We start from the raw sequence: 11,089 nt of genomic DNA on the forward strand, positions 1-11,089 counted from the left end.
GGGGATCGTCACGCCGTGCGTGCCTTGCGCAGCCAGTACATGGCCGTGAGGGGCAGCAGTACGGGAATGAACAGGTACCCCATCCCGTAGTCCGACCACACCGTCGCGTCGGGGAAGGCGGACGGGTCGACCAGGGTCCAGGTGCCGACCGTCAGGACGCCCGCCAGCTCGGCGGCGCAGCACACCAGCGCCGCCCTGCGGGCCGTCTCCCCGCCGCGCACCAGGGTGTACGTGATGAATCCGTAGACCACCCCGGCGATCGCCGAGAGCGAGTAGGCGAGCGGTGCCCGGTCGAACTCGGTGGCGATCTGGTACGCGGAGCGCGACACGGCGCCGACGACCATCACCCCGTACAGCCACACCAGCAGCAGCCCGGGCCCGCCGATCAGCCGGGTCCCGGTCGGCTTCCGTTCCGTCGCGGCCATCTCAGCTCCCCCAGATGTCATGGAGCCGGACCTCGAGCACGGCCAGGACGACACCGCTCGCGGCCACCGTGATCGAGCCCCACCGGGTGCGCTCGGCCAGCGACATGAAGCCCGCCGCCGGGACGCACGCGAACGAGCCCAGCAGGTACGCGAGGAAGAGCGTCGTCCCCTGCTCGGGCTTCTCGCCCCGGGCCAGCTGCACGATCCCGACGATCAGCTGAACCAACGTCAGCAGCGTGACCACGGCCATACCGATGAAATGCCAGTCCTTCGTCGGCTGATCACGGTAGGCGGCCCAGCCGCACCAGGCGGCGAGCAGCAGCGCGGCGACGCCGGTCGTCAGCGTCAGGACATCAAGCATGTCAGCGACCTTATTACGCCGGAACGGCCCCACCGTGCCCGGCCCCGCCCGCACCGTATGGTCGATGGCATGACCATCCATGCGCAAGCTCTCCTGTTCGACAACGACGGGACCCTCGTCTCCTCCCTCGAGTCCGTGCGGCGCTGCTGGACGCGGTGGGCCGTGGAGTACGGGATCACGGCCGAGGAGTTCGGACGGGTGGAGCTGCACGGCCGGCCGGCCGTCGAGATAGCCGCCGACCTGCTGCCCGCCCACGTCGTGCCGGAGGCCGTCGCGCGGATCGAGGACCTGGAGGTGGAGGACGTGCCGAACGGCGGGGCCGTTCTGCTGCCGGGCACCCGGGACTTCCTCGACGCGCTGCCGGCCGAGCGCTGGGCCGTCGTCACCTCCGCCACCCGGCGGCTGGCCGAAGCCCGCCTCGCCGCCGCCGGCATCCTGCCCAAGACCCTGGTGGCCGCCGACGACATCACCCGGGGCAAGCCCGACCCCGAGCCCTACCTGCTCGCCGCCCGGACGCTCGGCGTGGACCCCGCGCACTGCGTCGTCTTCGAGGACGCCCCCGCCGGGCTCCAGGCGGGCCGGGCCGCCGGCATGACCACCGTGGCGTTGGCCACAACCCACCAGGCCCACGAGCTGACCGCCGACCTGGTGGTGAAGGACCTGTCGGCCCTGTCCGCACTGGTCACGGACGCGGGGGTGGAGATCGCCGTACGCCCCTGACGTGCGATCACTCATGTCCACGGCTGTCCAGAATGTGGACATGAGTGTCCGGTCAGCAGTAAAGGTCTGCTTTACTGGCCGCATGACCACGATGAGCGACCGCAGCCCCGCGACCGAGGTGCACATGCAGCCCGGTGCCGGTTGTATGTGTCCGCTCCGAATGCGCGCCTTCTAGAGGGCCCCCGCAGCACTTGAGCCTCGCGCCCCGAAGCGAGAGCCGGTTCCCGTCCGTCCGCGTGTCCCCCCGGGTCCCGCATGCACGACGGAACCACGCCCCGCGCACGTCTCTCCACGGTTCACCTCCGCCGCGCTAGGGAGAAGCCGTGCCGCGTACGGGCTGCTTTCGACCCTGAATGCCTCGTGCCGGCGCCACGACGTGTCGCGCACTCGACAGTGACGGATGTTCACGTGATCACCACCTCGGGCCTCACCAAAATTTACCGGGCTCACCGTTCCCGCGGACGCGAGGTCACCGCCCTGGACGGCGTCGACCTGCACGTCCGTGAAGGCGAGGTCTACGGCGTCATCGGCCAGTCCGGCGCCGGAAAGTCCTCGCTCATCCGCTGCGTCAACCTGCTCGAGCGCCCCACCTCGGGCACCGTGACCGTCGACGGGCAGGACCTCACCGCCCTGGCCGGGCGTGGCCCGCGCGCCGGGCGGGAACTGCGGCGGGCGCGCAGCCGGATCGGCATGGTCTTCCAGCACTTCAACCTGCTCTCCTCGCGCACCGTGCAGGACAACGTCGAACTGCCGCTGGAGATCCTCGGCCAGTCGGGGAAGGAACGTTCCCGCAAGGCGCTGGAACTGCTCGACCTGGTGGGCCTCGCCGACAAGGCCAAGGCCTACCCCGCCCAGCTCTCCGGCGGCCAGAAGCAGCGCGTCGGCATCGCCCGCGCGCTGGCCGGCGACCCGAAGGTGCTGCTGTCCGACGAGGCCACCAGCGCTCTCGACCCGGAGACCACCCGCTCGATCCTGGCGCTGCTGCGCGACCTGAACCGCCAGCTCGGCCTGACCGTTCTGCTCATCACGCACGAGATGGACGTCGTGAAGTCGATCTGCGACTCGGCCGCGCTGATGGAGAAGGGCCGGATCGTCGAGTCCGGCACGGTCACCGAACTCCTCGCCACCCCCGGCTCCGAACTGGCCTCCGCGCTGTTCCCGGTCGCCGGTGAGGCCTCGGGCGACGACCGCACCGTCCTGGACGTCACCTTCCAGGGCGAGAGTGCGACCCAGCCGGTCATCTCCCAGCTGGCCCGCACCTACAACATCGACATATCGATCCTCGGTGCCGCCATCGACACCGTCGGAGGTCTCCAGGTGGGCAGGATGCGCATCGAACTCCCGGGCCGCTACGAGGACAACGTCGTACCGGTCGGCTTCCTGCGGGAGCAGGGGCTGCAGATCGACATCGTCGAACAGGCGGCGCGGGCGGCGCAGGAGCAACAGACCGCGCGGACCCTCGTGAAGGAGACGGTCAAGTGACCCGGTCCCAGATGCAGCCCCTGCTGGAACAGGCGTGCTGGGAAACGCTGGTCATGGTGGGCTGGTCCACCCTGATCTCCGTCGTCGTCGGTCTGCCGATCGGCGTGCTGCTCGTCCTCACCGACAGGGGCGGGCTGCTGCAGAACAGTCCGGTGAACAAGGTCGTCGGGCAGATCGTGAACGTCGGCCGCTCGATGCCGTTCATCATCCTCATGGTCGCCCTGATGAGCTTCACCCGCTGGATCACCGGGACGACCATCGGCAGCGAGGCCGCGATCGTGCCGCTCGCCATCGGCGGCATCCCCTTCTTCGCCCGGCTCGTCGAGACCGCCGTGCGCGAAGTGGACCACGGACTCGTCGAGGCCGTGCAGGCCATGGGCGGCAACACCTGGACGATCGTCCGCAGGGTCCTCGTGCCCGAGTCGCTGCCCTCGCTGATCGCCAGCACCACCACCACGATCATCGCCCTCATCGGTTACTCGGCCATGGCCGGCACCGTGGGCGGCGGCGGACTCGGCGACCTCGCCGTCCGCTACGGCTACCAGCGCTTCGAGACCGGGCTGATGTGGATCACCGTCGCGATCCTCGCCGTGGTCATCTCCCTCATCCAGTTCGCCGGCGACTACGCGGCCCGCTCCCTGCACCACCGCGGCGGACGCCCGGGCGCCGGGCCGAAGCTGCGGCTGCTCAAGGCCAAGGAACCGGCGACGGCCGAGGTCGGCAAGGCCGGGTGACCCCGGCCCGCCCCTGATCCCCACTTCCCCGAAGGCCCCCGCACCACCCCGGGCCGGGGCCGCACCACCCTGAAGGAAAGGCACTTTTCGTGCGTAACACCATCAAGATCACCACCGCTGTCCTCGCCGCCGGAGCCCTCAGCCTCGGCCTCACCGCCTGCGGCTCGGAGGAGGAATCCGGGTCCGACGCCTCCGGCACGCTGACCGTCGCCGCGAGCCCCGTGCCGCACGCCGAGATCCTCAACTTCGTCAAGGACAACCTGGCCGAGAAGGCCGGGCTCGACCTGGAGGTCAAGGAGGTCACCGACTACGTCACGCCGAACACCTCCACGGAGGACGGCTCGGTGGACGCCAACTACTTCCAGACCCAGGCGTACCTCGACGACTTCAACAAGAAGAACGGCACGCACATCGTGCCCGCCGGCGACGTGCACCTGGAGCCGCTCGGCCTCTACTCCGAGAAGGTCAAGGAGGCCGACCAGCTGAAGAGCGGCGCGACCATCGCCATCCCCAACGACACCATCAACGAGGGACGCGCGCTGCAGCTGCTCGCCGCCAACAAGATCATCACGATCAAGGACGGCGTCGGCTTCGAGGCGACCCCTGCGGACATCACCGGGAACCCGAAGAAGCTCAAGTTCAAGGAGCTGGAGGCGGCCCAGACGCCGCGCGCCCTGGCCGACGTCGACGCCGCGGTCGTCAACGGCAACTACGCCATCGGGGCAGACCTCAAGCCGGCCGAGGACGCCCTCGTCCTCGAGTCCGCCGAGGGCAACCCGCACGCCAACTTCCTCGCGGTCAAGGAGGGCAACGAGGACGACCCGCGCGTGAAGAAGCTCGCCGAGCTCCTCACCTCCGACGAGGTCAAGAAGTTCATCGACGACAAGTACGCCGGCTCGGTCGTCGCCGCCTTCTGATCCGCCTTCCGAACCGCCCGACGGGCGCCACCGGCACAGGGCGCACAGCGGCCCGCGCCGCGCCCGCGACCCGTCCGGCACCCACGGGGGCCACTCCGGTACACGGAGTGGCCCCCGTGGTGCGGTTCGGTGCTTTCATGCTGCATGCTGGGCAGTTCAGCAGGACCTGACGGTTCCGAAGGTTTCGAAGGTTACGGAGCGGCGCATGACGAGCAGCACCTTCCCCAACATCTCCATCAGCACGGAGCGGTTGGTGCTGCGTCCCCTCGACGAGGACGACGTCCCCGCCCTGGCCGAGATGATGAACGACGAACAGGTCGCCGCCTGGACCGACGTTCCCCGGCCCTTCACCGAACCGGCCGTCCGCACCTGGATCACTGAGGAGGCCCCCGCCGAACGGATGGCCGGACGCGGGCTCGACCTCGCCGTCACCGAGTTCCTCACCCAGCGCCTGGTCGGCGTCATCCGGCTCACCGGCACCGACTGGCACATCCGGTCCACCGAACTGTCGTACATCGTCGCCCCCTGGGCACGGGGCGAGGGGTACGCCTCCGAGGCCGCGCTCGCCACCGCCCAGTGGCTCTTCGGCGACCAGAAGCTGGAACGCGTCGAGCTGCGCACCGCCGCCGACAACACCGCCTCGCAACAGGTCGCCCAGAAGATCGGCTGCATCAGTGAGGGCGTCCTGCGCAACGCCTGCATAGCCCACGTCCGCACCGAGGACGGCGGCTGGACGGACGTGCGCACCGACTTCATCGTCTGGAGCCTGCTGCCGGAGGACCTCGAGGGCGCGTCCGGGCCCCTGACCGACACCGGTGAGTTCACCGCCCTCACCGACTGGAGCTGACCCTCCGCGAACCCGCGGCCGGCGGTACCGTCCACCCACTGCATGGTCGTACCAGGTACTCTCACCAAGCCCGCCCGTCCGCGGGCGGAGCGGCCGACGACGGACCCGCTCACACCCCCAGACGACCCGCGCACAACCCAGGAGACTGACGACGATGGCCGACCGGGTCACGGTGATCGGCTGGGACGGCTCGCCGCTGACCGCAGCGGCCCGCGCCGCACTGGGAGCCGCCACCCTGGTGGCAGGCGCCCCGCACCATCTGGAACTCCCCGAGGTACCCGCGGGCGCCGAGCGCGTCCGGCTCGGCAGTGCCGCCCTGGCCGCCCGCCGGGTCGCCGGCCACCGCGGCACGGCGGTGGTCCTCGCCGACGGCGACCCCGGCTTCTTCGGCGTCGTGCGGACCCTGCGCGCACCCGAGTTCGGCCTGGAGGTCGAGGTCGTCCCCGCCGTCTCCTCCGTCGCCGCCGCCTTCGCCAGGGCTGGAATGCCCTGGGACGACGCACAGGTGGTCGTCGCACACCCCCGAACCCTGCGACGTGCGGTGAACGTATGCCGAGCCCACACCAAAGTGGCGGTTCTCACCTCTCCCGGAGCAGGCCCCGCCGAACTGGGCCTGCTCATGGAGGGCGTCCACCGCACCTTCGTCATCTGCGAGGAACTCGGCACCGCTCGCGAACAGGTCAGCGTCGTCACCTCCGACAAGGCCGCCGACCACACCTGGCGCGATCCCAACGTCGTCATCGTGATCGGCGGCCCGGCCGCCGCCGGCGAGTCCGGCGGCTGGATCGCCGGACGCGACCCCGCCGCCGGCCCGCGCGGCTGGTCGCTGCCGGCCGAGGCCTACGGCGGTGAACTCGGCGAGGGCGAGCGGGAGCCGCTGCGAGTCTCCCAACTCGCCCGGCTCGGACCGCGGCTGGGCGACCTCGTGTGGGACATCGGCTGCGGCAGCGGTGCCTTCGCCACCGAGGCGGCGCGGGCCGGAGCCGCGGTCATCGCCGTCGACAGCGACCCGCTGGCCTGCGCGCGCACCGAGTCCACCGCCCGCCGGTACGGGGTCCAGCTCCAGATCGTGCACGGCACCGCCCCGCACGTCCTGGAGGACCTCCCGGAACCGGACGTCGTCCGGGTCGGCGGTGGGGGAGCGGCCGTGGTCACGGCGGTCGCCGACCGCCGCCCGCAGCGCATCGTCACGCACGCCGCCACCCGCGACGCGGCCGAACGCATCGGCCGGGAACTGACGGAACACGGCTACGGCGTCGAGTGCGCTCTTCTGCAGTCCGTCGGACTCGACCCCCGGGCCTGGACGGAGACGGAGCGGAGCGTCGCGTTCCTGCTCAGCGGTGTACTGCCCGCGCGCACCCCCTGATCGCGCCGCCCGGTTCCGATGCCGTCCCCGTGATCGGGTTGTCGTACCGCTCGCGGTAGGCTGGCCGATCGTTGTACCGCAACTCGGACGCTCGCCGATTCGTCGGCCGATGTCCCGAAAACACGCTCGTCATGAGGTGTGTGTGGTACGGCGGAACCCAAGGGCGCGCAACGTGGCGCAGTCCACAGCGGAACCGTCGCCGATCAAGCTGACGCGACGGCAGTACGGCAGCGACAATGCCAGTGAATGGCTTTGTCGCCTTTTCTCGGCAGGCCGTTCGTGCCGCTGGGGACGCACGCTCGTTCTTCAGTGTGGGGCGGTCGGTGCGCCGTTCCGGGTGAGCTGGTCGTAGGAGCACTAACCGATGGGCGAGGGGTACGCATGACCGACACCGGCCAGGTCCCGGGCGAGGGACTGCCGGAGAACGCAGGCATGGTGGAGCAGCCGGGCGTCCCCGCGCCCGACCCGTACACCTACCTCTCCGAGAGTTCCGCCGAAGACGAAGAGCTGCTGCTGCCCGGTGCCCAGGGCGCCTGGGGCAACGAGGTCGCCCCACCCGTGCCCGAGCCGGTCGTCGAGACCGTGCACGAGCCGGGACCGCACGAGACGGCCGGCCGGGACACCGGCTCGGTCGACCTCGGCGGTGTCCGCCTCCCCGAACCGGAGCGGGCGCAGGCACCCGGCCGCGCGTTCACGCGCGAACCGGCGGCGCCGCGCCGTCCGCTGCACCTCGGCCCGCCCATCCCCAGTGCCACCACCGGCCCGGTCCGCTCGCTCGCCGACCGCGGCCCGGCCGACGTGCCGGTGCGCCAGGTCGGCCCGCCGACCGTCGGCCCCGAGTACCTCGACGTGCCGCGCCCCCGGGAGGCGGCCCCGCAGACGGCGGAGCCCTGGGGCGCCCCGGCGCCGGCGGGCGCGGGCACGACGGCCCAAGCGGAAACGGTTGTTCCGTCGCCGCGGCCGGCGGGCGCCGCCCAGGCGCTCGTCGCCCGCGTCTCGACGGAGGCGGGCGCCACCGCCGGGGCGCAGGTCGCGCCGCAGGACGTTGTGCCGGCGGCGACGGCACAGACCCCGTCGGCACCTGCGGCAACGGAGACCCCTGTGGCGCCGGAGACACCTGCGCCAGTGGTGGCAGCGGCCGCGGAGGCATGGCAGGGCGAGGCAGGGACCTCCGGCACGGACACCGGTTCCGGACAGGGGGCGCAGGACCCCGAGGGTGCCGAGGGTGTTGAAAGTGCGCCCGCACCGACGGCGGCCGATGCGAACGGGTCCGGCACGGGCCCTGCCGCGGACGTCGTACCTCCCGTCGCCCCGGAGGCCGGCCAGGGCGCCGGGACCGTTCCGGCACCGGTTGTCGACGAGCAGGCCGCCGAGGCGGTCGACGCCGTGGGCACCGGGGCCGATGCCGCGGGGCAGGAGGCACCCACCCCGGTCGTCGCCGTGGTGCCGGGAGATTCGGACCAGGAGTCCGTGACCGCTCGGACGCCGGAGAACGTCACCCCCGACGCCGACCGGCCCGCCGCGGGCGCAGCGGTCGCCGCCCCCGAGACGGGGACGGCGACCGGCGACGCCGCCGTCCCCGCGGCGACCGACGAGGCGGACGCCGGGGCCCACGAGCCCCACGGCCCGGCCGCCGACCTGGCCGCCCCTGCCGTGACCACTGTCGGGAACGATGAGGCGTCAGCCTCCGTACCGCTGGTTGCCGCTGACGGCGTTCCGGCACCCGGGCACATCTCCGCAACGGAGACGGAGCAGCCGGTTCCCGCGCCCGCTCCCGGCCCGGCGGAGACGGCCGAGGCCCCCGAGACCGTCGCACCCGCCCCTGACGCGGAGCCCACTCCCGTCGCGGCAGCCGAACCGCTTCTCCGGCGGGCGGAGGCCGAGCCGACCGCCGAGAACCTGAACAGCGGGCACCACCCGGTCGTGTCCCCGGCCCAGGGACCGCAGCAGGCCCAGACCCAGCCCCAGGCTCCCACCGCCCCCTCCGCCCCGCCCGTCCAGGAGGCGTGGGCGCCGCTTCCCGGGGCCCCGGCCCCCTCGGGCGCCGAGGCACCCACCCCGGACGCGGCCCCTCCCGCCGGGCCCGGGCAGGCCCCCGACGGCACTGTTCTCCCGGAGGCCCAGCCGGAGCAGACGCCGGAAGAGTCCGTCTCCGTGGAGGGGAGCGTTCCGGCCACCCCGCACCTCGCGCCGACGCCGCCGCAGCCCCTGACCCTCCCCACCGAGGAACAGCCCGCGCCGGAAGCCGCCACCCCGGTGCCCGTGCCCCGCCCGGCCGACGCCGCCGACACCGGCGCGGTGCCCACCACGCCGGCCCAGAACGAGCCGGTGCAGAACGAGCCGGTCCGGAACGAACCCGCCCAGAACCCGGACGACCTGGACACCCAGGGCGCCGGAGTGCCCGACGCCGCACCGTCCGCCGGTCCTCCCGCCCCCGGCTACGACGCCGCCGAGCGCGAGGCCGTACTGAAGGTCATGCGGGAGCGCCGGGACATCCGCAACGGCTTCCGCGACGATCCCATCCCGCACGAGGTCCTGCTCCGTGTCCTGGAGGCCGCCCACACGGCGCCCTCCGTGGGCCACTCGCAGCCCTGGGACTTCGTCGTCATCCGTTCCGCCGAGACCCGGCGCGGCATGCACGAACTGGCCACGCGTCAGCGCGACGCCTACGCCAAGTCCCTGCCCAAGGGCCGGGCGAAGCAGTTCAAGGAACTGAAGATCGAGGCCATCCTCGACACCCCGGTGAACATCGTCGTCACCGCCGACCCGACCCGCGGCGGCCGGCACACCCTGGGCCGGCACACCCAGCCCCAGATGGCGCCGTACTCCTCCGCGTTGGCCGTCGAGAACCTGTGGCTCGCCGCGCGCGCCGAGGGACTCGGGGTCGGCTGGGTCAGCTTCTTCGACGAGCGCGAGATGGTCCGCGCGCTGGGCCTGCCCGAGCACCTCGAGGTCGTCGCCTACCTCTGCGTGGGCTACGTCGACGAGTTCCCGGACGAGCCCGAGCTGATGCAGGCGGGCTGGTCCAAGCGCCGCCCGCTGTCCTGGGTCGTGCACGAGGAGACCTACGGCAGGCGTGCGCTGCCCGGCGAGGACCCGCACGACCTGCTCGCGGAGACCGTCGCGCAGATCCGTCCGCTGGACGCCAAGGCGCTCGGCGAGGCGTGGGAGCGGCAGAAGCGCATGACCAAGCCGGCCGGCGCGCTCGGCATGCTGGAGATCATCTCCGCACAGCTGGCCGGGCTGTCCCGCCAGTGCCCGCCGCCCGTCCCGGAGCCCGCGGCCGTCGCGGTCTTCGCGGGCGACCACGGCGTGCACGCCCAGGGCGTCACCCCGTGGCCGCAGGAGGTCACCGCCCAGATGGTGGCCAACTTCCTCGGCGGGGGAGCGGTCTGCAACGCCTTCGCCACCCAGGTGGGCGCCGAGGTCTGCGTCGTCGACGTGGGCGTGGCCTCCGACCTTCCGGCCACCCCCGGGCTGCTGCCGCGCAAGGTCCGGGCCGGAACCTCCGACATGACCGCCGGCCCCGCGATGACCCGCGAGGAGGCCAAGCAGGCCATCGAGGTGGGTATCGAGACCGCCCGCGACCTGGTCGCGGCCGGCAACAAGGCCCTGCTCACCGGTGAGATGGGCATCGCCAACACCACCGCGTCCGCCGCCCTGATCTCGGTCTTCACCGGCGCGGACCCGGCGGAGGTCACCGGCCGGGGCACCGGCATCAACGACGAGACCCTGGTCCGCAAGACCGAGGTCGTGCGCCGTGCCCTCGAACTGCACCAGCCGGATCCGGCCGACCCCCTCGGCGTCCTCGCCGCCGTCGGCGGCTTCGAGCACGCGGCCATGGTCGGCCTGCTCCTCGGCGGCGCGTCGCTGCGTACGCCGGTGATCCTGGACGGCGTCAGCGCCGGGGCCGCGGCCCTGGTGGCCCGTGCCATCGCACCCGAGGTGCTGGCCGCCTGCATCGCCGGACACCGCAGCGCCGAGCCCGGCCATGTGGCCGCCCTCAACAAGCTGGGTCTGCGCCCGCTGGTCGACCTCGACCTGCGCCTCGGCGAGGGCACGGGCGCGCTGCTCGCACTGCCGATGGTGCAGAGCACGGCGCGCGCCATGCACGAGGTGGCGACGTTCGACTCGGCGGGCGTCACAGAGAAGTAGCAGGTACCCGGCGGGGGCGGGGCGGCGAACGCCGCCGGGGACCGTGCGGGTGCCACGGAGACTTCCCAGGGGGTGACATACG

General features: G+C 72.5%; 9 protein-coding genes. 7 read left to right on the forward strand and 2 right to left on the reverse strand.

Going from position 1 to position 11,089, the window contains the following annotated elements; all coding sequences use genetic code 11:
• Positions 1–8: 8 nt before the first annotated feature.
• Both AB0I73_RS14920 and AB0I73_RS14925 read right to left on the reverse strand, forming a co-directional pair.
• Positions 9–425: a hypothetical protein gene (locus tag AB0I73_RS14920; RefSeq protein WP_363037315.1), complete on the reverse strand. Its 417-nt coding sequence runs from the start codon at positions 423–425 to the stop codon at positions 9–11.
• Between the two features lies 1 nt (position 426).
• Positions 427–786, reverse strand: a complete 360-nt coding sequence (locus AB0I73_RS14925; protein WP_363037342.1) for a hypothetical protein — start codon at positions 784–786, stop codon at positions 427–429.
• Positions 787–855: 69 nt separating this feature from the next.
• Between AB0I73_RS14925 and AB0I73_RS14930 the strand changes: the two genes are divergently transcribed.
• The 7 genes from AB0I73_RS14930 (at position 856) to cobT (ending at position 11,007) form a co-directional block, all read left to right on the forward strand.
• Positions 856–1,506 carry an HAD family hydrolase gene (locus AB0I73_RS14930; protein WP_363037317.1) on the forward strand — a complete coding sequence of 217 codons (651 nt, stop codon included), beginning with the start codon at positions 856–858 and terminating at the stop codon, positions 1,504–1,506.
• A 408-nt stretch (positions 1,507–1,914) separates the two neighbouring features.
• Complete coding sequence (locus AB0I73_RS14935; protein ID WP_363037319.1) at positions 1,915–2,988, forward strand: ATP-binding cassette domain-containing protein; 1,074 nt, start codon at positions 1,915–1,917, stop codon at positions 2,986–2,988.
• The gene (locus AB0I73_RS14940; RefSeq protein ID WP_363037321.1) at positions 2,985–3,722 is read left to right on the forward strand and encodes a methionine ABC transporter permease; all 738 of its coding nucleotides are present in this window, start codon (positions 2,985–2,987) and stop codon (positions 3,720–3,722) included. The genes AB0I73_RS14935 and AB0I73_RS14940 overlap by 4 nt, the downstream gene beginning before the upstream one ends.
• 89 nt (positions 3,723–3,811) lie before the next feature.
• Positions 3,812–4,639 carry a MetQ/NlpA family ABC transporter substrate-binding protein gene (locus AB0I73_RS14945; RefSeq protein ID WP_109379512.1) on the forward strand — a complete coding sequence of 276 codons (828 nt, stop codon included), beginning with the start codon at positions 3,812–3,814 and terminating at the stop codon, positions 4,637–4,639.
• 205 nt (positions 4,640–4,844) lie between these two features.
• The gene (locus tag AB0I73_RS14950; protein ID WP_109379511.1) at positions 4,845–5,486 is read left to right on the forward strand and encodes a GNAT family N-acetyltransferase; all 642 of its coding nucleotides are present in this window, start codon (positions 4,845–4,847) and stop codon (positions 5,484–5,486) included.
• Between the two features lie 154 nt (positions 5,487–5,640).
• Complete coding sequence (cbiE, locus tag AB0I73_RS14955) at positions 5,641–6,852, forward strand: precorrin-6y C5,15-methyltransferase (decarboxylating) subunit CbiE (protein WP_363037324.1); 1,212 nt, start codon at positions 5,641–5,643, stop codon at positions 6,850–6,852.
• 381 nt (positions 6,853–7,233) lie between these two features.
• Positions 7,234–11,007, forward strand: a complete 3,774-nt coding sequence (gene cobT, locus AB0I73_RS14960) for a nicotinate-nucleotide--dimethylbenzimidazole phosphoribosyltransferase (RefSeq protein ID WP_363037326.1) — start codon at positions 7,234–7,236, stop codon at positions 11,005–11,007.
• Positions 11,008–11,089: the final 82 nt, after the last annotated feature.

The sequence above is a fragment of the Streptomyces sp. NPDC050388 genome (genome assembly GCF_040655635.1).
Taxonomy (GTDB): domain Bacteria; phylum Actinomycetota; class Actinomycetes; order Streptomycetales; family Streptomycetaceae; genus Streptomyces.